Raw genomic sequence first — 20,757 nt, 5'->3', positions numbered from 1 at the left:
TAAATTATAAAGATCATGATGTACTACAACGGTAATTTTTGGGGAATGCACCTGATATGGTGGTTCGTTTGGATGATCCTCCTTTTTTGGATATTCGCAACACCTTATGATATTCCCGGGCAGCGAAAGAAAAAAGAATCGCCGCTCGATATTTTACAGAAGCGGTTTGCTTCGGGTGAGATCACAACAGAAGAGTACCAGGAAAAGAAAAAGATCCTGGAAAATGATTCAGCAAAGCAAAAATAAATGGCCGCTGTCCGCAAGCGACCGGTGAACAGTTTTTTTTAGTTACAGGCCTGTCCGAAGTCAGCAACTATACTTTATGGAAATGATCAGCACCGAAACCTGTTGGGTAACGATCATTTCTTCCATGGACTGATTGGGATCTGATCCGTTTGGATTTAACAATGCAGGGGAAATTATACTAAAAATGCCCGGATGATTAATATAAAAAAATATGATAAGCGAAAGATAATATTGCTGTGCGGCGTGTTCCTGGTAATGACAGGGTTGGGAATAACGCTTCCGGTGCTTCCGTTCTATATTGAAAAGTTGCTGCTGTCAGGCAGCATTTCATCTGATAAGGTTTCCCTCCACGTAGGGTTGATCACCGGGAGTTTTCCGCTTACCCAGTTTTTGTTCTCTTCTTACCTGGGTTCATTGTCTGATAAGATAGGTCGGCGGCCGCTCATCCTGACGGGCATAGCCGGATTTGCAGTCTCCACTTTCCTTTTTTCGTTGGGAGGCAGTATCATGTTACTTTATGCCTCCCGTTTATTAGCCGGAATTTTTACCGCCGGTTTTGTGACCGCATCAGGGGCTTACATTGCCGATTTGACTTCAAAAGAACAAAGAGGGAAAAATATGGCGGTGCTGAGCAGTATTGCCGGGCTCGGCGCGGTTGCGGGCCCTTTACTTGGAAATCTGTTAAAAGTTAATGTAAAGCTTAATCTTTTTTTCGGGCAGTTAAAACTTGATAAATTTTCTACACCCTTTGTTATTTCATCCTTGCTTGCATTAGTGGTGTTTATTCTTTATGTTATTTTGCTGCCGGAATCACACAAGGTTCACCGTAAAGCAGCAACGCAAGCTATACCCAAGGCAAATATATTGCTGATCCCAAACTGGAAATTATTAAATAGGACATTCCTATCGTTACTTGCTTTTTCCTTTATCAGTCAGTTCGCCTTATCCATGTTTGAAGGCACCTTTGCCTTACATTCCCAGCGCCTTTTCTCGTTCGGCCCGCAGCAATTGAGCGTTGTCTTTATCGTTTGTGGCTCACTGATGGGCTTTCTGCAGTTAGGTCCTGTTGCATGGTTAATCGATAAGAAAGGTGAAAACAGCTTGCTGCCTTTTGGCTTTCTATTCCTGGGCATTGGAATATTCATGCTCACTACTTCGCGGGCAATGGAATGGATTCTAATTTATGTCGCTTTCATTTCCACGGGGATGGCCATTTTGACGCCGGCCCTTGCCTCACTCATAACAAAAAATTCAGAAAAAGGGCACGGGGCATCCCTTGGAATATTTAGTTCTGTCAATAGTCTTGGGCAGGTCACTGGTGTAGTGACCGGGGGAGTAATTATGATTTGGTCAAATCATATTGCTTATTGGTCGGTCGCGGTCGTTCTACTGGGGTCTGCGTATTTGGTATTGCCAAAAAACAAGTTACTGGTCCTTAAATCATAAATTTAATATCTATTAATAAATTAAAAAATGGAACATCAACATCACACTGAATCGCCGGCAACGGATCACTCAAAAATGGACCATAGCACCATGCACCATGGCTCCAATCCCTCAATGGGTATGGCAGGGCATGATCATTCCATGATGATCGCCGACTTTAGGAAGCGGTTTTTTGTGGTGCTGGCACTAACTTTACCGATCATGCTGCTATCGGCAATGATACAGCGTTTCATTGGTGTTGACTGGCAATTTGCAGGTTCTTCCTATCTATTGTTTGCGCTGTCAACCGTGGTATTTTTTTATGGGGGCTGGCCTTTTTTAACGGGATGGATCGGGGAAATAAAAGCAAAGAACCCTGGTATGATGTTCCTGATCGGCTTCGCTATAACAGTTGCCTACATCTACAGCGTAGCCATCGTATTTGGGTTAAAGGGTATGGATTTCTTTTGGGAACTGACAACCCTGATCGGGATCATGTTATTAGGGCATTGGATCGAAATGAAATCTATTGCAGGGGCGTCCAAAGAACTGGAGTTATTGGTACAATTGATGCCATCAGACGCCCACATGGTGATGCCCGATATGATCCATGATGTCAAGACGGACACATTAAAAGAAAATGATATCATCCTGGTAAAACCGGGCGAAAAGGTTGCTGCAGATGGGATCATACTCGAAGGGGAAAGTTATCTGAACGAAAGTATGCTTACCGGAGAGTCAAAACCGGTAAAGAAAGTAAAGGGGGACAAAGTGATCGCCGGCTCCATCAACGGAAGCGGCTCTTTTAAAGTTACGGTATCCCATGCCGCAAAAGATTCCTACCTCTCGCAGGTAGTGAAGCTGGTGGATGATGCACAAAAATCAAAATCAAAAACACAATTGCTGGCAGATACAGCCGCCAGATGGTTAACCATTATTGCTTTGTGCAGTGGTATAGCCACATTCTTATATTGGTATCTGACGGGCCAGCCCTTAGCCTTCGCTATGGAAAGAATGGTTACGGTAATTGTGATCTGCTGCCCTCACGCTTTGGGTTTAGCTGTCCCTCTGGTAGTAGCCAAATCAACAGCCCTGTCCGCAAAGAATGGCTTACTGATCAAAAATAGGAACGCATTTGAGAATTCAAGAAAGATCACAACGGTTGTATTTGATAAGACGGGCACATTAACTGTAGGAAAGTTTGAGGTTTCAAAAATAATTTCCCTTGATAAAGAGCTAAAGGAAAATGAAATCCTTCGTTTAGCGTCCGCATTGGAACAAAAATCAGAACATCCGATCGCGACAGGCATTCTGCAAAAAGTAAAAGACCTGGCTATCAAAGTACCGGCAACGGAAAATTTTAATGCCATTACAGGCAAAGGTGTGGAAGCAACGGTAGAAGGTAAAAAAATATTGGTTGTCAGCCCCGGCTATTTAAAGGAAAATAAGATAACCATTCCTGAGGGTTTTACCGCTGATGATACAGAAACAGTTGTATTTGTCATCATTGATAAAAAATTGGCCGGATACATTGCTTTGTCCGACAAAATACGGCCTGAATCGGCAGAAGCGATCAAAACTTTAAAACAGGAAAAGATTAAATCCATATTGCTTACCGGGGACAACAGTAAAGTAGCGGCAAGCGTAAGCAAGACTTTGGGCATGGATAGTTTTATCGCCGAAGTATTGCCTGATCAGAAATTGAAAGAAATAAAAGCATTACAGAAAAAGGGCGAATTCGTAGCGATGACCGGGGACGGCGTCAACGATGCGCCTGCATTGGCACAGGCCGATATCGGCATTGCCGTTGGGTCGGGCAGCGATATCGCTGCGGAAACCGCAGGCATTGTTCTGGTGAACAGCAATCCGAAAGATATTGTTGGTTTAATTTTATTCGGAAAAGCAACGTATCGCAAGATGATCCAGAACCTGGTTTGGGCAACCGGGTACAATGTCGTTGCCTTGCCGTTGGCTGCCGGTGTGCTTTATAACCAGGGCATTGTATTAAGCCCTGCCGCAGGGGCTGTATTGATGACCGTCAGCACTGTTGTGGTTGCGATCAATGCCGCGTTGTTAAAGGTGAAAAATTAAATTTTACTTTTCTTTACCTCCTGGAATGTTGATCAGCCGCCGGTTTCAATAGCTTGGTATAGTAACCGGCCAGGCGCGGAAATAAGATTCGGATCAGCAAACAAATTACTTCAAACGAAGTCCGGGCAGCGGCATTGGTGAACACTGCCCGGGTTTGATTTCATATCATCTAATTCCTATGCTACATCTTCATGCCGCCCATCGGGCTTGAACCCTTTTTGAATTTGTACTCGCTGTTTAATAAATAGGCACCGTTAATGACGACGATATCGCCTTTCTGCAGGCCCGATTTTATTTCGATATCATTTTCAGTTTCCAGCCCGGTTTCCACCATTTTATTTTTGAAGGTATTCTTTCCTGTCTGAACCCAAACGACCGACACCGTGCCATCTCGCAACACCGCATCTATTGGTAAGGAGAAAGCTTTGTGTACCGGTGCCCTAAAAATCAAATAGGCGGGCATACCCGGTTTTAACTGACGGTCCGTATTGGGGATAACCACCCGTACCAGATCAATGCGGGTATCAGGATTGATCTCAGGGTTAACAAATTCAATGTGGCCCTTAAATTCTTTACCCGGCATATCGGGTATTTGGACCGTTACAGTCCCGTTTTTATCAATATCATTCATCTGGGAAGCGTAAACCTGTGCCTCCGCCCAAAGCGTAGATAAATCGGCAAGGTTGACAACCTTGCCCCCCTCCATGACATAGTCGCCTTCCTTTACACCTAATTCTGTAATAAATCCTGACGCTGTACTGTAAAAAGAGGTTAGTCTGGTAACCTGTTTATTGTTACCTAAATCCTGAATCTGTTTTTCCGTTAATCCCCATAAGAGCAGCTTATTCCTGGCGCTCTGTACCAGACGGTCATAGTCAATTAATGAATTATCAAGGGTTTGTTTTTTTTGAAGTGTGTATATATATTCCTGGCGTGCATTATTCAATTCCTCGCTATAGATGTCAAATAATGGATCACCTTTACGCACATAATCCCCTATATTTTTGAAGTACAATTTTTCTATTCTTCCGGCCACTCTTGCACTTACCGACGCCGTTTTATACAAGTTGAAATTCAGCGTTCCGGTAAATATGACCTTATCGCCAATGCGCTTATCGTTTATGGTGTCCACCAGGATATTACCCAGCTGTATTTGTTGTTGTGTTAGCCGGATCTCATCGGCCTTCGCCGTATTGGTTTCGCTCACTTCGATCAGTTTCATGCCACAGATCGGACAATTTCCCGGTTTGTGCTGCATGACCTGGGGGTGCATAGAGCAGGTATAATAAAATTTGGCCGCTGAAGTATGCGTAACTTGCTTCTCCGCTTTGTTTTTACAGGATAGCAATGCCATCAAAAAAAATAAAAACAAACCGGGAATGCGTAGCGAGCGGGTTACAGGCAGCCGGTTGCGCTTCACCCCATGCGGGCCGGTTGTACCGTAACCTAATCCTATATTGGCGTTTTTGTTTTTCATAACTATTCGTTTACTTTTATAAAGCTTTCACTGTCCATCAGGTACTGCGCATTGGCTGCTACCGTATCCTTCACAGAAAGACCGGAAAGGATTTGAATTGATTTATCATTTGTTAAACCGGTGATCACCCTGTGGGCTTTGAAGCCCGTAAGGTATTTGACAAATACCACTTTGTCCATCCCCAGGGAAAGCAGCGCGTCTGAAGGAAGCCAGTTTGTATTCGGGTTTTTACTGGTGATGACAGCCGAAACCTGGCTGCCGACAGGAATTTTGAGTTTGGTGTTATCAAAGTACACACGTGCTGTAACCGTTTTGCTGTCTTTGCGATAAAAAGGCTCGATATAATCTATAGTTGCCTGGAAACTCTTCCCCGGGGCAGTTTCAGGAACAATGCGGACCGGGCTTCCTTTTTTTATAATGGCTTGTTTATCAGCAAAAAAATTCAGGATCACCCATGCTTTACCCGGATCGAACACACTGAAGACTGGTTGCCCCTGTTGCACGTACATCCCTTCTTTAAGCGGAAGCTCTTCTGTGATCAGGGCAATGTTTTTCATCTCTCCGGGTTGGGCTGAGGGCATTTCAACGGTTCCCTGGGAGCTTGCCTCATGAATATGGCCGCTGTAAGGGCTGTAAACCGAAATGGTGAAGTCCGCTTTTTGAGTCCTGATGACCTGTGCTAATTGCTCTTCACGCATACCCAATAGCAATAGTTTTTCTTTGGCCGCTGTTATGAAAGGCGCGTTTTCAGGATCGCTTTTTAAGAGATACAGCAGATTTTGTTCGTCGGTAACTATTTCAGGACTGTATATATCCATGATCTTTTGCCCCTTGTTTACCTTTTGGAACCGGTAACGTACATAAAGCTTTACGATCCTCCCCGTTATGCGCGCCGAAATAGATCCTACCTGCCTGGTATCATAGGCTACGCGGCCAAACGCATTTATCGCTATATCCTGTGTTTTATTTTGAATGGACGTAGTGGGAATTTTTGACAATACATATTCATTCGTAGGTTTCAGCAAAAAGCCAAGTTTAGTATCTATAGCAGTGTTATTCGTTTCCTCCCCGGGCATCGGCATATCCATATCCATCTGTCCCTTATCTCCCATATCCATGTTGGCCATAGCGTCAGGTTTCAAGGGATGACTTTTTTGACGCATGTACTTAACGTAAATCCATGCGGCTGAAGTTAATATGACCAGGACCGATAATATGATCAGCGTTATTTTCTTTTTTTTCATCATCGTTATTATTAAGGACCTGTTTCTAACGTATTTGCAGCGTCCGATCCAATTCGACCTGCATGGCCAGCAATTGCTGCAGTTGATCCAGGTAATCCAGCTGCGTCATATTCAGCGTTTCCCAGGCATCATACAATTCAAACAATTCCTCTGTATTTTGCTCATATCCCAATTGCATCGTTTGATAATTTCTGCGTAAAGCGGGAATGATATTTTTTTCAAACAATTCGATTTGCTTTTTCTTTGTTTCAATTTCCGTCAGCGCACTGTGTGCCATACCCGTACTTTCGTTAATAACCATCTGTTTTTGGGCCTCCAGCGAAATGGCCTGCCATTTTAGCCCTTCTATATTTGCCTTATTCATTTTAGCGCTCCAGGGCGCGATGGGAATACGCACCATGCCCATCAAGGTATATAGGTTCGATGCTCCGCCAAAGCCGAACATATGCTCATAACGGATACCGAATTCCGGTTTTAACTTTGTCCTTTCCAGCTCCCGTTTCAGATAAGTTAGCTGAATATCTTTTTCTATCGCTTTGATATCACTTCTTGAATTGACAAACAGGGAACTGTCGATGATATAAGATGAATAATCCCTTACCAAATAGGTCGTATCGATCATATAATCCTTCATCTTGTCTTTTGCATTCATTAACGTATTGAGCAAAATGCGTTTTTGCTTTACATCATTCTGTAACATCAGGCGCATGCTTTGCAACGAGCCCAGGGCTGCTTTCGCTTTGTAGTAAGCATTGATCTTTTCTAATCCATTTTTATACCTTGTTTCCGCATTGCCTATCATAAAATTCAATACCTTTTCGTTCTGATTGAGAATGGCCAATTTCTTTTCAAGGATCATCCAGGCATAATAAGCAGATTTAGCCTGTGCATAAAGGTCATTTAGTGTGGCGCCTTTTTTTTGTGCTTCAACGGTCGACATGGCGTTCATATATTTGGATTCTGCATCCAGCCTGCTTTTATTAGGGATCATCTGCTGACCGGCTATCGAATATTGACCCATACCGTTGATGTCACCGCTTTTTTTCCAAAGCGCAGGATTGTAAGGCGTCATAAAAAAACCTGTGCTTAATTCGGGCGCCATCCAGCTTTTTGCGCCTTTAGCTGTTTCATTCATCGATCGTATATCGGCATCGTACATCTTCATTGATGGGTTACCCGACTCAATAGAATCAAGAATGCCTTTTATACTCATCATCTGCTGTGCCTTAACTGCATCCGCTGAAAGGATCAGAAGTATTGTGGCAATACCTATTATACCCCGGAGGCAGACTCCCGGACAGGGAATTGGTTTTATTTTGCGGCTTTGATTCATCATACTGATTTTTTTAAGATTAAACATCTTGCAACACTTTCATTATTTAGTGATGCGTTTCCATTACTTCTATTTTCCCGTGTTTTTTTAATTCGTGTTCCTTGTTCATCAGGAAGATCAGCGGCGTTACCAGCAGGATAAACGTTGAAGAAGTCAGTACACCGCCTATCATAGGCAACACGATAGGTATCATCACATCACTTCCTACGCCCGTACTCCAGAGTATGGGCACCAGGCCAAATAGGGATACACTAACGGTCATCAGCTTTGGCCTTAACCTCTTAGCAGCCCCGGCTATCACATATTCCTTCAGCTCATCCCTCGTAATGGTATCACTCGAATTCCCCTTTTTCGCAACTAATTGCAACATGGCATCATTGAGGTAAATAACCATCACAATATTCGTCTCCACGGCTAATCCGAACAATGCAATGAATCCTACGGCGACGGCAATAGAAATATTCACTCCCCAGAAGTAAACGATATAGGCCCCGCCAATAAGCGCAAATGGGATCGTGATCAAGCTTAAAAAGGATTCCCGCATGGAATTGAATGCGAAATACATGAACATGAAAATGACCACTATTACAACCGGCATGATGATTTTCAAGGTTTTTTCGCCACGTATCAGGTTCTCATAATTTCCGCTCCAGGTCAGGTAATAACCTTTCGGCATTTTGCTGATCATTGAATTTAATTTCTTTTGCGCTTCTTCTACTGTGCTTGCCAGGTCTCTTTCCCTTACGTTAAAAAGGACGGTTCCGCGCAGCATGGCATTCTCAGAGTTGATCATCGGCGGCCCTTCGCTTATTTTCACGTTCGCCACAGCTTCCAATGGGATCGGGCCGTAGCTCATGGTTTGCACCTGCAATCTTTTTAGGGATTGAATATTATCTCTGAAATTTTGAGCAAAACGGGCGTTTACCGAAAAACGCTGGCGTCCCTCTATGGTTGTTGTAAGCTGCATCCCGCCAAGGGCGCTTTCCACTACGGCATTTACGTCATCTATACTTAGTCCATAGCGCCCAATTTCCTGCCGTTTTACAATGATATCTATATATTTCCCGCCGGTGATAGGCTCGACATACAGGTCTTTTATACCGGGTGTTCCTTCCAGCGCCTTCTCTACCTTTTGGGAAAAGGAATAGATCGTATCCAAATTCTGACCAAACACTTTTATTCCAACGTCTGTTCGGATACCCGTTGAAAGCATGTTGATCCGGTTGATGATCGGCTGGGTCCATCCGTTGATCACGCCTGGAATCTGGAGTTTTTTATTCAATTCATTAATGATACTGTCTTTTGTAAAACCTTTTCTCCACTGATCCCTTGGCTTTAGCATGATGATGGTTTCTATCATGCTGATTGGCGAGTTATCGGTAGCCGTATAGGCCCTTCCCGCTTTTCCCATCACATGCGTTACCTCCGGCACAGACGCGATGATCTTATCCTGCACCTGCAATAACCTTTTGGCTTCTGAATTGGATACGTCCGGCATCATGACCGGCATGAACAAAAGGGTGCCTTCATCCAGCGGGGGCATAAATTCCCGGCCCAAACTCATCACCAGGGGAATGCTGATGAGTAACGCAATTATATTTATCCCGATAGTGATTTTTCTTCTTTTGATACATGCCCTGATCATCGGTTCATAAATCCGTTCAAGCACGCGGTTTACGGGGTTAACATTTTCAGGCAAAAACTTTCCTTTCATGAAAAAGGAAATCAGCACCGGGGCCAGTGTTACCACTAATATGGCATCTACTGCCAGGATAAACGTTTTCGTATAGGCCAGCGGGTGGAATAATTTCCCTTCCTGTCCGGTTAAAAGAAATACCGGCATAAATGATACGATAATGATCACGGTTGAAAAAAACACCCCTCTTGACACCTGTATGCACGAAGATTCCACCAGCTTCATCCGGATATCTTCCGGGATCACCCGGTAAGACGGTTTCTTTTTCTTAAAAAATTCCTTTAATTTGATGATGAATTTCATAACGTTAAATATTTTCTGGGTGATCACTATTCTGCCATTCGGAAAGCCTCCGATAGGCATTTTCGGACATGATGATTCCGTTATCTACTATTACACCGATGGCGATAGCAATACCAGTCAAGGACATTAAATTGGAGGACAGACCAAAGGCATTCAGCAGTATGAAACTGATGGAAAGCGTGATCGGGATCTGGACAATAATGCTCACCGCGCTGCGCCAATGGAACAGAAAAATGAGCACCACGATGGAAACGACGATCATTTCTTCTTTTAACTTTCCGGTTACGGTGCTGATTGCAGCTTCTATCAGATCGCTCCGGTCATAAGAAGTTTTAAACGTGACCCCTTCCGGAAGCCCTTTTTCCACCTCCTTCATTTTGGCTTTTACAGCCTTGATGACCTTATCTGCGCTTTGCCCATACCGCATGACCACGATACCTCCCACGATTTCACCTGTACCGTTCTCGTCTACGATCCCAAGCCGCAGGTCTCCGCCCATTTGTACACTGCCGATATCTTTTATTCTGACCGGTACCCCATTGTTCTCGCCTAAAGCAATGTTTTCCACATCTTCCTTCGACTTGATATATCCCAGGCCCCGGATGACATAGCCCATATCGCTCATTTCGAACTTTCGGCCGCCGACATCATTGTTATTGGCCCGTACTTTATTCATCACCGTCATGAGGGGAATATTGTAAAACTGGAGTTTTACCGGGTCCAGGATGATCTGGTATTGTTTTTCAAAACCGCCGAAGGATGCCACCTCTGAAACGCCGGGCACGGTTTGCAAGGCGAACTTGATATACCAATCCTGCAGCGCACGCTGCTCTCCAAGATCCATTTTTGGGGCATCAAGATGATACCAGAAGACGTGACCTACTCCTGTTCCATCTGGTCCTAAAGCGGGAGTGATCCCCTGGGGCAAAAGCCTTTGCGCGTAATTTAACCGCTCCAATACCCGGGTGCGCGCCCAATAAATATCCACGTTATCTTCAAAGATGACATAAACGAAACTCATGCCGAACATGGATGTACCCCTGACCGATTTGATATTTGGGATTCCCTGTAAGTTGGATACCAAAGGATAGGTGATCTGGTCCTCTATCAACTGCGGGCTGCGTCCCATCCATTCGGTAAAAACGATCACCTGGTTTTCTGATAAATCCGGTATGGCATCGACGGGATTTTGTGTAACGGCATAAATTCCCCACGCAAAAAGGCCGCCTGCAAGCAGTAGCACGATAAAGCGGTTTCGTAAAGCAAATTTTATAAGGGCCTGTACCATAATTGGGTTGGGTTTAAATGTTAGCTAATATTTTTATTGCTATAGTTTTAATACGTTATATTTTATTACTGATCAAAAACGCTGCGGCAAATGCCAAAATGGAATACAGTTCAGGGAATACCGCCAATATCATTGTTTTGCCAAAAACATCGTTGCCCGAAGCAATTTCTGCAATGCCGTTAGCACAGATCTGCCCCTGCCTGATCGCCGCATAGGTCGCTACAACGAATATTAATCCGGCGCCAAACACCGCTGTAGCAGCAAAAGGCGTAATGTCCGGAGTGAAAACTGTCTTCGAATAAAAGATAAAAAAAGCGGCAAAACCGAACAGGCCATGTGTCCCCGAAAGGGCGCTTAGCAACATATAATTTCCAAATGCATCGGGTCTTTTTTTTAAGGCCCCGATGGTGGCGTTCGAGCCGATGGAAACGCCTATCGCACTTCCTATGCCTGGCAGGATGATCATGAGTGCGAGTCCTGTATATGCTATTAATAAATTTGTCATAATGATTATTTTTTAGTTTGAAATAGTTGCAAATGGTTTATAAGGATTTCCGCCCCCGGTAAATCCGGCATTCTTATAAAATTCCACAAACGTGAGCCGCATGGTGTGCACAAAGGCACCCAGCGAAGCCACGAAGAGGTTTAACGTATGGCCAAAAATCAGTACGATAAGAAAAAGCACGGGGCCGATGTAGGATACTTTTTCGATCTGCCAGGCAATACTATTGATCACCAGGCCAAGTATGGCACTTGAAACCCCCAGTGCGAAAAGACGGATATAAGACAGCACATCACCCATGAGGCCGGTGATGCCGAACAATTCCCAAATGCCGCTGCCGATCCCTTTGAAAAAACCCGCGTCGGGGTCGGCAAAAAATATGATCAGGCCCAACCCGATAAAAATGTCAACGTGGGCATACGTCGGCAGTATCTTGAAATAAAACATGTTGAGTATATGCAGGATGATCATGATCCAGCCCACCTGGGGAAGGCCATACCTGAATCCGAATTTTACCATTTTATTTATTCCCTGTAAGGTCATGCCGAATAAGATTTGCACAAAACCGATGGCGATGGCCAGGGTGAAAATCTGCTTATCTTTCAGGAATACATTTTTTAAAAAAGAAAGCCCCGGTAATTCGGCAATTGAAAAGCCGAAAATGTTTCCCGTAATCAGCCCGAAGCAAAAAGTAATGCCGCCAAGCAGTTGCACCAGTGTAAGATATGACCGTTTGATCTTCGGTTTCCCCAAAATCTTCATAAGTGTTGCGCCAATAAGCAGGAGCAGGCCATAACCCGCATCGTTCATACCGAAACCGAAGAACAAAGCAAAAAACGGGGCAAAGAAAACGGTGAGGTCTAAATCATTGTAGGTTGGCAGTGAAAACAAACTTCCTATCGGTTCAAACAGGCGGGTGAACCAGTTGTTATGCAGCAGGATCGGCGGATTGTCAGCAAAAAGCGCCCGCTTCTCTATATACACAATGCCTTTGCTTGCGAGAAATGCAGAAAATCGCTTTTCCTCCGGTCTCGGAACGAAGCCTTCCAATATGCTGATCGTTCCGTCGGCTGCCTGCTGCGTATTTTTCATCATTCGGTTTAACTCGTAAACCGCCTCCAGTTCGGCTTTTCTTTTTTCCAGCAAGGACATCCAGGCAGCTGCAGATTGTTCCAGGTTTGTTTTCACTTCTTCATTCACCTCTGTCCCTGATTTTTCCTTCGCTTGTTTCACCTGCTCCAGAATTTCATCAACCGTTTTATTCGCGTCAGTTGACGGGCTATCCGTGTCCTTCTTAAATGGGAGAAGAAAGGCTATGGCCTCATTGACTGCCGTTATCATTTGAAGCTGGTCGGTTTGCGCGGCATCAGTTCCTTTTGTTCTTTCGGCTACGTGGAAAACCCCTATACCTTTAAGTTCCTCCAAAAAAGCATCATATTCCCTATGGAAAATAAGCATTGAAAATTTATACATCGGTACGATCATGGCTTCCGTTTATTTAAATGGATAAAATTCTTTTCTTCATAATTTTTTGGGTGGCTTTTCCCAAACTTTCTTCATCATTCATAAACTTTTTAATCTTTGAAATAGCGATCAGGTACCCGGGTACCTGCACTTTTTCATAAAGGTTAACTTTCTGGGTAGTTTTTTTCCTGGCCGTGTTCAATGATTCCGTTTTGATCACCAGCAATTGTTTTTCGATCGAAAGGCGCAGCAGGTCGCAGAGCAGCGCAATGCCATCAGCAACCCAAAACGGTTGATTGAACAGTACAAGCGGTTTCATTTCAAATACGACATCCTCGAATTGCTGCACCTTTACCCCGGCAATATTTTTCAGACATGTCTTAATTTCTTTCACGCTTACTGCATCTTGCGGAAATTCCTGCCATAGCCTATTCATATATTCGTATTGGTTTATTTTATTCAAAAGGGTCGTTTCCAGGGCTGTCATCTCTCTTTTTGCTTTTTCCGCTTCTGCGTGCAATACCATCTCCTTATACCTGATCACGGGGAGGGCGTCCAAACGAACTTTCAATTGCTTTTGCATATCCTGCAATGAAATTTTATTATATTGAAATTTTATTGCCATTTTGGTGCTATCTTATTCCTTTGTTTAAATGAGGTATCTGCCAGCATTACGTTTTCGTCTGTCAGGACATCGTCTTCACCTTCCGGCTCTGTCGCTTTTTCCCAATATGCCTCAATATATTTCTCGCGGATGCCGAGTTCTTCGGGCTGAAAATGCTTTCGGAAAAGGCCCCAGCTGATATCCAGCATCCTGGTAATATCGATGTTGACGTCGATGGCGAGTAATTTTTGCGCGTACTGTTTTGCAAATGCCAGGGTGCGTTTATCGTAGTCGCTCAGGTCAAAACCATTTTCCAGTTTTGTTTTGGCGTTGGCCGCGTCAGCATACAGGCGAATAGCTGCATTCATCACCTGGGGGTGATCTTCCCTCGTCTTTTTGCCGATCACGAGCTGTTTCAATCTGGATAAGCTGCGGAAAGGATCGATAATAACTTTTCCGATCTCGGTGTCCCTTCGTAAAAATAGTTGTCCTTCGGTGATATAACCGGTATTGTCCGGAATGGCATGGGTAATGTCTCCCTCTGAAATAGTCGTTACAGAAATGATCGTAATGGAACCGCCCGACGGAAGCTGCAGCGATTTCTCGTAGATCTTTGCAAGGTCGCTGTACAATGAACCCGGCATGCTGTCCTTTGAAGGGATCTGGTCCATGCGATTAGAGACGATGCTCAGGGCATCACAGTATAAAGTCATGTCAGTGAGCAATACCAGCACCTTTTCATTTTTTTCTATGGCGAAATATTCGGCTGCCGCCAGCGCCATGTCCGGGATGAGCAGACGCTCCACGGCCGGGGATTCGGTGGTGTTGATAAAGCCGATGATCTTTTCAGGCCTGTCTGTATTGGCAAAGAGGCTCCTGAAATACAAATAATCATCATTGGAAAGACCGATACCGCCAAGAATAATGCGGTCGGCATTGGCGCGGAGCGCCACAAGCGCAATAACAGCATTATAGGGCTGATCGGAATCAGCAAAAAACGGGATCTTTTGCCCGGCCACCAGGGTATTGTTCAGGTCAATTCCGGCGATACCGGTTTTAATCATGTCGAACGGCTGTTTCCTTCTTACCGGGTTTAATGCCGGTCCCCCTGTTTCCACCGCTTTTCCTGCAGGCGCATATTTGCCGTCTATAGGATCGCCGTAGGCATCGAAAAACCTTCCGCCTAATTCTTCGCTTACCTTCAATGTTGGGGCTGTACCCAAAAAAACGACCTCGGCATCTGTGCGGATCCCCTCTGTTCCCTCAAATACCTGCAGCGTAACCTGCTTGCCGGCTATCTTTACGACCTGGGCAGCTTTGCCGTCCACGATGGCCATTTCTTCATAACCTACCCCTGTCGCCTCCAGCGTACAAGTGGCCTTGGTTAAATGAATAACTTTTGTATGAATTTTTTTAAACAGGGACGCTTTCATTTGTTTTTTTCCTTTGATTTAATAACTCATCCAATTGCCTGTTAAAACCTTTAAATTCCTCGGATTGGAACAGGGAGTAGTTGATCTGCTTCCATATATTAATGATGGCCCGGAAATAACCGCCTATTTCTTCGTAATCGGAAAACCGGAACGACGTTTCGCAGATTTCGGCCACTTTTTCCTGCATATATTTCAAGCGGTCAAGCGCGGTAAAGCCGTCTACCGCATCGAAGGCATCCTGTTGCAGAATGACAAAATCGATCAACTCCGATTTCCAGAATTTTTCGTGGTAATCGAGGGGAACATTGTCATCGCCGAGGATATTGATCTGTTCCATCGCTTCATGGCCTTTGAACAGGCGGTCTTTCATTTTTACCACTTCAGCCTTCCAGTTCTGCGAAATGGTTTGCTGCATGTAGCCGATCAATTCAGGATAGTCGAGGAACTTGGAATAACTTTCAATAGCATCGATGGCAGGATAACGTTTGCTGTCTGCACGCTGCTGTGACAAGGCGTAAAAACTATGCGCCGCTTTTTTTGTCGCTTCCGTTACCGGCTCTTTTAAATTCCCTCCCGCCGGGGAGACCGTTCCGATAAATGTAATACTGCCTTCAGCGTCGTTCACCAGTTTTACCTGGCCGGCCCGGGCATAAAAACCGGAAACAACCGCCGGCAGATCCATCGGAAAGGCATCGGGGCCGGGGAGCTCTTCCATCCGGTTTGACATTTCCCTTAGCGCTTGCGCCCACCTGGAAGTGGAGTCGGCCAGCACTAAAACTTTTAATCCCATTGCGCGGTAATACTCTGCGATGGTCATCCCGGTGTACACGGAAGCTTCGCGGGATGCCACCGGCATATTCGAGGTATTGGCGATAATAACGGTTCTGTCAATAAGTTTGCCGCCTGTCTGGGGATCATCCAGCTGGGGAAACTCGGTGAAGATCTCGACAATTTCGTTGGCCCGTTCGCCGCACGCGATCATGACAACGACATCCGCTTTCGCCTGCCGGGCGATGGCATGCTGCAATACCGTCTTCCCGCTGCCGAACGGGCCCGGAATAAACCCTGTTCCGCCCTCTGCCAAGGGGTTCATCATATCGATGATCCTGATGCCGGTTTCCAACAATTTATAGGGGCGGACTTTTTCCTTATATCCTTTCAGCGGCCTGATAACCGGCCATTTCTGCACCATTGTTACCGCAGTTTCATTTCCGTCCTTATCTGCGATCACAGCGACGGTATCCGTTATTTTATACCGCCCCTTCTCAGCCACTTTCTTTACGGTGTATTCGCCTTCGAGCAGGAACGGAACCATGATCTTATGCGGGATATTTTTTTCTTTTACTTCACCGATCCAGCTGCCTGCCCTAACGGTTTCCGCAATTTTTGTGATCGGGGTGAAATCCCATTCGCTGTCCTTATCCAATGCATCGGTATAGGTGCCCCTGGTAAGAAAAATAGTTTCGATCTTATCCAGGTCATTTTGCAGCCCGTCATATTTTTTTGTAAGGATGCCGGGGCCCAGATCTGCTTCCAGCAGATGGCCCTGGAAAACAGCCTCATCACCAACTTTTAAGCCCCGCGTGCTTTCGAACGCCTGCACATAAGCATCTTTGCCAACCACCTTGATCACTTCTGCCTTAAGGAATATTTGGCCAAGACGGATCATGCAGATCTCATTCTGCATAACCGTTTCATCCGCTGAAACGATGACCAAATTTGAAACGATTGCTTTTACTTTTCCGGTGCGCATCTTATTGTATATTTACTGTTTCGGGCATTTCAATTTTTTCCAGGTAGGCACTTAATAGGGATGGAAGAAACGTTGCTTCATTATCATGCTTCAGCTTCACCCATCGCTCAACTATCATGAGCTTAATAAGGAAACTCATGATGGCTTCCACGGTGAAATAGTTAAAAAAGGTCATTTCTTCGAGCTTCCTCCATCTCAGCCAATCAATTTTTCTTTCCCGTTCAACGATATTTCCTGTTTCCATAATTTTAGAAAGGCCGCTCATAAAATCAATAGCCGATTCCGTGCTGAGATCAACCGATGGGTTTTGTTTCATTATTGCTGCCATTCCATTCGCTTCCATTAAAAATTCGGCAAATGGAAGTTGCTGCTTTCTGTTCTTCGTTAAAAGCAGCAGGTTTTTCAGGTTCAGTTCGAATTCCATCCAACGGTTAAGAAACCCGTTCTCCGAGTTCATGGCTTCCCTGAAATAAGCTTCGGTGAGCCTGGCTTCCCATTCGGTTTCGCTGAAACGGTTCTTATTTTCGCCGAAAGCGGAAATAAACCTGTTCATATAATCCGGTAAAGCCCCATCTCCCTCAATTCCCTTTTTTAGCTCCTGAAGTGAATAGCGGCCCCCGGACGGTGCCGTCTCCTTTTTCCCGAGCAGTATGTCGAGAAGGTTGCGGTTGTCGTTTGGATAATACAGGTAGCAGAGCAGTCTGAAATCATTTTCGTCTACCTGGTCTTTATGCTCATCCAAAAACGTTTTCGCAGAAAAAGGCAAATGCGCATCCTCCGCAGAAATGTCCGGCAGGCCGGAGATCAGGTAAAAATAATGCTGCTCAGACATGTTCGTTTTCTTTTGTGCCGTAAATCCATTCCAATGTGCTCTTACGCAAATACCCCTTGAAGAATTCCTCAAACTCTCCGCCGGAAAAATCCACATAGTAATCTTCATTTTTTACGCCGATCTTAAAGCCGCTTTTAATTTTATTGTCAATTGTAATGTCGATCCCGGCGCTTAATTCTTTTTTGATCCGCTGCTCAAAAAATTCCTTCAGCCGCGCTTCATCATCTTTATTTAAAAGCAATTCAAATTGAAACTGATCATCTGACGGGTCCCACTTCCGAAGCACATCGGAAATGATTTTTTGCAAAAATTCTTTATCCGCCAAGGCATCATTGATCTCGCGGACGCTTGTCTTTTTGGTGATGACCGCAGCGAGTTCCGTTTTGACGGCGCTAATGGTTTGACCGGCGACAGCCTTCAGCTCGCTTTTTAAATTTTGACTGACCCGGTTAGTCTCAGCCAATGACCGTTCTTCCAGCCTGGCGATCTGTTGCTCCGCTTTTTTAAGCAGTTCTTCCGCCTGCCGTTTTGCAGCTTCAATGATTTGTTCCGCTTCATCCTTTGCCTTTTTAACCCCTTCCTGATAGACTTTTTCGACAAGCGGCTTCAGGTCTGCATTCAGGTAATCATTCGTCTCCATTTTAATAATTTTTAAGTATAACCAACTGCATGGGTTTCAATTCCAGCCTGATATAGCTCACCGGGTAGGATGGGTCTGTTGAATGCCGTATTTCCACGTTGTTTTCATAGCCATAAACCGGTATCATCCATCGCCGTTTGCGGTTGACCTCGCGGTCTACCACGATGTGTTCCTCCTTTGTTTCCTCGGCGGAGGAATTAAATACGAATACAATCTCCTCTTCGGACAAGATCCTGGAAAACGCCAGTGTGCATTTGTTGCAATCCGGCAAATGAAAGTTGATACCGTCATTTGAGATTTCCCGCATGAACATCCTGCCGAACTTCAGCACATTGCTTGTGCTTCTGAATTTTGCCAGTTCGGCTATGGCCAAGTAAATGGAAGAATGCTGATTAAGAAGGTTGGTCGTTTTATCGCCGGGATCGAACAAACATTCCCTGATATGGCTATCACCTTTACCTTGTCCGTCAAGACCTTGTTCCGTGCCGTAGTAAATACAGGGCGTGCCCAGGGCACAAAGCAGGAAGGCAATCCCTGCAATAATTTGAGCGGGTTCTGCATGATAGCCGTAACGGTGCTTGATTTCAGCTCCAACCTGGTCATGGTTATCCAGGAAGGTTACCAAAAACTCACCATATTCGCCTCTGTCAAGCGCGCTTTTTTGGAGTTGCTGATATCGGTCGATCAGTTTTTCCGGCGAGTCAGCGCCTTTGATCACACCTTCCAAAGTGAAGTACAACTGAAAATCCAATACGGAGTTTAGTCCATAGTAAATATTTTGATCATGGTAAGTCGGTAAGATCTTAGCCCCCCAATAGCGGTTGTACATTTCATCTGCGCCTACAACCTCGCCAAAAAGAAAGAAATTTTCCTTGCCGAGCGCATAGGCATATTCCCGTATGGCTGAGCAAAAGCGGCTGATGGATAACTCGCCCATATGCTTTACGGCATCCAGCCGGAAACCATCGATATCCAGCTCTCTCATCCAATAGCAGTGAATATCAGCTAATATCTTCTGAACATAAATGGCTTCGGAAGACTCATCATTTTTGAATGCCTTTAAACCATAAAAATCCCCTTCCCTTGTTTCAGGGTAACTGTCAAAATTCCGGATCTGTCCTTTACGTCCATATAATTCCGGGTCCCGCAGTTCCGCCGGTGACGGTTGATCTTCATAACGCCATCCGCCGAAAGGAAACCTGAACCCTTTATAGTAAAAATATTCGAGACCATCCGGATAACGCCAGTTATTGCCGCTATGATGTAAAACGATATCCAGGAAAACACTCATGCCATAACTATGAGCGGTTTCGACCAGTTTTTCCATGTCGTCCTTGGTGCCAAAACGCGGATCTATTTCCAGGTAATTTTCAATAGCATAGCCGTGATAGGATTCCGGATTATTTTTAAAAACCGGGCTTAGCCATATTGCCGTACAACCCAGTTCTTTGATATAATCAAGATGATCTGTGATGCCGCGAATAGTGCCCCCGCACGATTTACCCAGTTGTTTTTCATCTCCAAAGCCGGAATGCCTAACTTCAAATTCCGCGCTTTGTCTTTTCTCGTTGTCATGAAAACGGTCAACCAATAAGAAGTAGATAAACTCTTCCCGCCATTCGCGGTGACAGCTATCCCAGTACTTTTTTCCAGGTTTGGGTGACAGGTCTATATCATTTATGGATTTCATATAAAGCTTTTAACCAGGGTATAAACAGGTATTTCAAGACAAAATCCATGAAATACCTGCTTTTTAATTCATCTGTATCATCCTTTTTCAATGGATGTATTGCAGACATACGTTTGGGTCGTCCTTATTTTATTTAAGGCTGTTATCAAAAATCCGGATCAGTTTATATGTTTTATGAAAGCTGTCATAAGCGGCCAGCTCATCATCCGTTTTGAAGTTTTCATCCAATGTATCATGAAATTTATGATTGTTGGGAAATGCTGCCTTCAGGTTATTCTTTGTTAGAGGTTGCAAGGCCGAAGATGCACCGGGACTGAAAAAGTAAATCGAATAATGCCTGACGTTTCCTTTGCTGACGGTGGAGATCTTTGAGAAAGCGTAGAGTAATAAGGATTGCCCTTCAGGATTAAGCACCTTATACTCCTTATCGTCAACAAATCTGAAAACCTCACCGGTCGTACTTTTATAACCGTAGGTGCTGTTTTTGTCCGTGAAATAGGCCTTGCCCTCATGAACTACTTTTATTTTGCTTGCGCTAAATAAAAAATTGTCATTGATCTTATGCTTTTCTGTTTTGTAATTAATAGCATAAGACAATTTTTTTTGCTGAAAATCGGCGGCGGTCTTATAGATCCCGCTGCTGTCTTTTTGGGCAAATGAACTCTGCGATATGGCAAGGAAACCTCCTGCCAGTATCAAAAAACAATTTAATTTTTTCATTTTTACTTTTTTTTAA

The 20,757-nt window shown here is 44.5% G+C and carries 17 protein-coding genes; 3 read left to right on the top strand and 14 right to left on the bottom strand.

The genetic code is table 11. From position 1 onward, the window contains the following. Positions 1-15 precede the first annotated feature (15 nt). The 3 genes from CKK33_RS17310 (at position 16) to CKK33_RS17300 (ending at position 3,762) form a co-directional block, all read left to right on the top strand. Positions 16-246 carry an SHOCT domain-containing protein gene (locus CKK33_RS17310; RefSeq protein WP_095705315.1) on the top strand — a complete coding sequence of 77 codons (231 nt, stop codon included), beginning with the start codon at positions 16-18 and terminating at the stop codon, positions 244-246. A 192-nt stretch (positions 247-438) separates the two neighbouring features. Beyond that, positions 439-1,692, top strand: a complete 1,254-nt coding sequence (locus CKK33_RS17305; RefSeq protein WP_095705314.1) for an MFS transporter — start codon at positions 439-441, stop codon at positions 1,690-1,692. Between the two features lie 27 nt (positions 1,693-1,719). Further along, entirely contained in the window at positions 1,720-3,762 is a 2,043-nt protein-coding gene (locus tag CKK33_RS17300) for a copper-translocating P-type ATPase (protein WP_095705313.1), read from the top strand. A gap of 181 nt (positions 3,763-3,943) precedes the next feature. On the opposite strand, the gene CKK33_RS17295 is transcribed toward CKK33_RS17300, so the two are convergent. From CKK33_RS17295 to CKK33_RS17235, 14 genes are all read right to left on the bottom strand, one after another. Next, the gene (locus tag CKK33_RS17295) at positions 3,944-5,239 is read right to left on the bottom strand and encodes an efflux RND transporter periplasmic adaptor subunit (protein ID WP_198952496.1); all 1,296 of its coding nucleotides are present in this window, start codon (positions 5,237-5,239) and stop codon (positions 3,944-3,946) included. A gap of 2 nt (positions 5,240-5,241) precedes the next feature. Next, positions 5,242-6,402 carry an efflux RND transporter periplasmic adaptor subunit gene (locus CKK33_RS17290; RefSeq protein WP_233138251.1) on the bottom strand — a complete coding sequence of 387 codons (1,161 nt, stop codon included), beginning with the start codon at positions 6,400-6,402 and terminating at the stop codon, positions 5,242-5,244. 106 nt (positions 6,403-6,508) lie between these two features. Beyond that, positions 6,509-7,699 (bottom strand): TolC family protein, encoded by a 1,191-nt coding sequence (locus tag CKK33_RS17285; RefSeq protein WP_198952495.1) that lies wholly within the window; start codon positions 7,697-7,699, stop codon positions 6,509-6,511. Positions 7,700-7,862: 163 nt separating this feature from the next. After that, complete coding sequence (locus CKK33_RS19830; protein ID WP_095705311.1) at positions 7,863-9,815, bottom strand: efflux RND transporter permease subunit; 1,953 nt, start codon at positions 9,813-9,815, stop codon at positions 7,863-7,865. Between the two features lie 4 nt (positions 9,816-9,819). Next, positions 9,820-11,103 carry an efflux RND transporter permease subunit gene (locus CKK33_RS19825; protein ID WP_095705310.1) on the bottom strand — a complete coding sequence of 428 codons (1,284 nt, stop codon included), beginning with the start codon at positions 11,101-11,103 and terminating at the stop codon, positions 9,820-9,822. A gap of 55 nt (positions 11,104-11,158) precedes the next feature. Beyond that, on the bottom strand, positions 11,159-11,569 hold the full coding sequence (locus tag CKK33_RS17270; RefSeq protein ID WP_198952494.1) for a hypothetical protein: 411 nt from the start codon (positions 11,567-11,569) through the stop codon (positions 11,159-11,161). Positions 11,570-11,620: 51 nt separating this feature from the next. Beyond that, positions 11,621-13,090, bottom strand: coding sequence for a V-type ATP synthase subunit I (locus CKK33_RS17265; RefSeq protein ID WP_143822991.1), 1,470 nt, complete (start codon positions 13,088-13,090; stop codon positions 11,621-11,623). Positions 13,091-13,103: 13 nt separating this feature from the next. Beyond that, positions 13,104-13,652, bottom strand: a complete 549-nt coding sequence (locus CKK33_RS17260) for a V-type ATP synthase subunit D (RefSeq protein WP_198952493.1) — start codon at positions 13,650-13,652, stop codon at positions 13,104-13,106. A gap of 32 nt (positions 13,653-13,684) precedes the next feature. Continuing rightward, on the bottom strand, positions 13,685-15,106 hold the full coding sequence (locus CKK33_RS17255) for a V-type ATP synthase subunit B (RefSeq protein WP_095705306.1): 1,422 nt from the start codon (positions 15,104-15,106) through the stop codon (positions 13,685-13,687). Then, a complete protein-coding gene (locus CKK33_RS17250; RefSeq protein ID WP_095705305.1) occupies positions 15,087-16,859 on the bottom strand; it encodes a V-type ATP synthase subunit A in 1,773 nt (590 codons plus the stop codon). Before CKK33_RS17250 ends, CKK33_RS17255 begins: the two co-directional genes overlap by 20 nt. 1 nt (position 16,860) lies before the next feature. Next, positions 16,861-17,691 carry a DUF2764 family protein gene (locus tag CKK33_RS17245; RefSeq protein WP_158223468.1) on the bottom strand — a complete coding sequence of 277 codons (831 nt, stop codon included), beginning with the start codon at positions 17,689-17,691 and terminating at the stop codon, positions 16,861-16,863. After that, entirely contained in the window at positions 17,684-18,331 is a 648-nt protein-coding gene (locus CKK33_RS19450; RefSeq protein WP_143822990.1) for a hypothetical protein, read from the bottom strand. The genes CKK33_RS17245 and CKK33_RS19450 overlap by 8 nt, the downstream gene beginning before the upstream one ends. 1 nt (position 18,332) lies before the next feature. Beyond that, the gene (locus CKK33_RS17240; protein ID WP_095705303.1) at positions 18,333-20,021 is read right to left on the bottom strand and encodes an alpha-amylase family glycosyl hydrolase; all 1,689 of its coding nucleotides are present in this window, start codon (positions 20,019-20,021) and stop codon (positions 18,333-18,335) included. A gap of 129 nt (positions 20,022-20,150) precedes the next feature. After that, positions 20,151-20,741, bottom strand: a complete 591-nt coding sequence (locus CKK33_RS17235) for a hypothetical protein (RefSeq protein WP_095705302.1) — start codon at positions 20,739-20,741, stop codon at positions 20,151-20,153. Between the last annotated feature and the right edge of the window lie 16 nt (positions 20,742-20,757).

The sequence above is a fragment of the Mucilaginibacter sp. MD40 genome (assembly GCF_002288635.1).
Lineage (GTDB): Bacteria > Bacteroidota > Bacteroidia > Sphingobacteriales > Sphingobacteriaceae > Mucilaginibacter.
The sequence above is the reverse complement of the archived record's forward strand: the minus strand, read 5'-3'. Positions and strand labels throughout refer to the sequence as shown.

Bases quoted from the DNA above. Each gene is read 5' to 3' on its own strand.
- CKK33_RS19830 (WP_095705311.1), bottom strand. From the start codon at position 9,815: ATGAAATTCATCATCAAATTAAAGGAATTTTTTAAGAAAAAGAAACCG.
- CKK33_RS17305 (WP_095705314.1), top strand. From the start codon at position 439: ATGATTAATATAAAAAAATATGATAAGCGAAAGATAATATTGCTGTGC.
- CKK33_RS17290 (WP_233138251.1), bottom strand. From the start codon at position 6,402: ATGCGTCAAAAAAGTCATCCCTTGAAACCTGACGCTATGGCCAACATG.
- CKK33_RS17285 (WP_198952495.1), bottom strand. From the start codon at position 7,699: ATGATGAGTATAAAAGGCATTCTTGATTCTATTGAGTCGGGTAACCCA.
- CKK33_RS19450 (WP_143822990.1), bottom strand. From the start codon at position 18,331: ATGGAGACGAATGATTACCTGAATGCAGACCTGAAGCCGCTTGTCGAA.
- CKK33_RS17310 (WP_095705315.1), top strand. From the start codon at position 16: ATGATGTACTACAACGGTAATTTTTGGGGAATGCACCTGATATGGTGG.
- CKK33_RS17250 (WP_095705305.1), bottom strand. From the start codon at position 16,859: ATGCGCACCGGAAAAGTAAAAGCAATCGTTTCAAATTTGGTCATCGTT.
- CKK33_RS17240 (WP_095705303.1), bottom strand. From the start codon at position 20,021: ATGAAATCCATAAATGATATAGACCTGTCACCCAAACCTGGAAAAAAG.
- CKK33_RS17295 (WP_198952496.1), bottom strand. From the start codon at position 5,239: ATGAAAAACAAAAACGCCAATATAGGATTAGGTTACGGTACAACCGGC.
- CKK33_RS19825 (WP_095705310.1), bottom strand. From the start codon at position 11,103: ATGGTACAGGCCCTTATAAAATTTGCTTTACGAAACCGCTTTATCGTG.
- CKK33_RS17255 (WP_095705306.1), bottom strand. From the start codon at position 15,106: ATGAAAGCGTCCCTGTTTAAAAAAATTCATACAAAAGTTATTCATTTA.
- CKK33_RS17260 (WP_198952493.1), bottom strand. From the start codon at position 13,652: ATGCAAAAGCAATTGAAAGTTCGTTTGGACGCCCTCCCCGTGATCAGG.
- CKK33_RS17270 (WP_198952494.1), bottom strand. From the start codon at position 11,569: ATGATCATCCTGCCAGGCATAGGAAGTGCGATAGGCGTTTCCATCGGC.
- CKK33_RS17265 (WP_143822991.1), bottom strand. From the start codon at position 13,090: ATGATCGTACCGATGTATAAATTTTCAATGCTTATTTTCCATAGGGAA.
- CKK33_RS17300 (WP_095705313.1), top strand. From the start codon at position 1,720: ATGGAACATCAACATCACACTGAATCGCCGGCAACGGATCACTCAAAA.
- CKK33_RS17245 (WP_158223468.1), bottom strand. From the start codon at position 17,691: ATGTCTGAGCAGCATTATTTTTACCTGATCTCCGGCCTGCCGGACATT.
- CKK33_RS17235 (WP_095705302.1), bottom strand. From the start codon at position 20,741: ATGAAAAAATTAAATTGTTTTTTGATACTGGCAGGAGGTTTCCTTGCC.